The following is an 893-nucleotide window of genomic DNA, read 5'->3' on the forward strand; positions in this document are numbered from 1 at the left end:
TAACGTTCTCGCGCTACACGCGGTTTGGGACTAAATTAAGCCCTGTTTTCGGATTTGCTAAATCTTTCAAATACAAAACCATTTTTCAATTAAGCCAATTGCCCAAATCGCTTGTAGCGTGTGTTGGCGAATCGGTTTTATATTCGTTTTTAATTTAAATCACGTTGGTAATTCCATATTAAATTGTCAAGTTTTTTAGGCGTAATATCAAATCCATTCTTTTGAAGGTTTTTTGAAACTTCAGCAAGAATAATTTGGCAATCAGTTAAACTTACAACTTCTCCTGATATATTTTCTAAAAAGCGAATAATCATCCTGTCAGGTTTAATCAAATCGTCTGAGCCTGCAAGCATAAAAAAATAGGTTAAAGAAATTCCGCTTTTTTGACCTGGAATTTCTTTGATGTCTATTTCAAACTCTTTACTTGAAATAATTTTATAGACATCGCTCAATTTGTTTACATCATATTTTTGCAAAATTTTTAAGAATTTAATAACCGCTTCAGATTTTAAAATTCCATTTCTTGTTGAAGTTCTTTGACGATTTTTGTATACGTTTTCAGTTAATTCTTTGATGGATACTTGCTCCATTAAATTTAAAAAAAACGTAGTTGATAATTCGTCAGATTTTGAAAATTTATCAATTTTATTATGTGTGCAAAAATTATTGATAGTGTTTTGGACGATTTCATATCTGACTCCAATTGAAAAAACTGAATCAATTACGCATAATGGAAGATGGCTATAATTGTATACATCTGGAAGAGTGTAATTTTTTTTGTCTTCAAAAATTTCAATACAAACACTTGTAGTTTTTTCAATAATCTTAGAATTCATTATTTATAGTTTTATGCTGTTAACATTCTGTGTGGCTTCTAAACTGTTCGCCAACGT

1 protein-coding gene is annotated in these 893 nt (G+C 29.7%); it reads right to left on the bottom strand.

Annotated features, from left to right (window positions below):
- Positions 1-149: 149 nt before the first annotated feature.
- Positions 150-836 (bottom strand): hypothetical protein, encoded by a 687-nt coding sequence (locus DOS84_RS18830; protein ID WP_111411651.1) that lies wholly within the window; start codon positions 834-836, stop codon positions 150-152.
- Positions 837-893: the final 57 nt, after the last annotated feature.

Origin of the sequence: Flavobacterium aquariorum, assembly GCF_003254745.1 — a bacterium.
GTDB classification, from domain to species: Bacteria; Bacteroidota; Bacteroidia; order Flavobacteriales; family Flavobacteriaceae; genus Flavobacterium; species Flavobacterium aquariorum.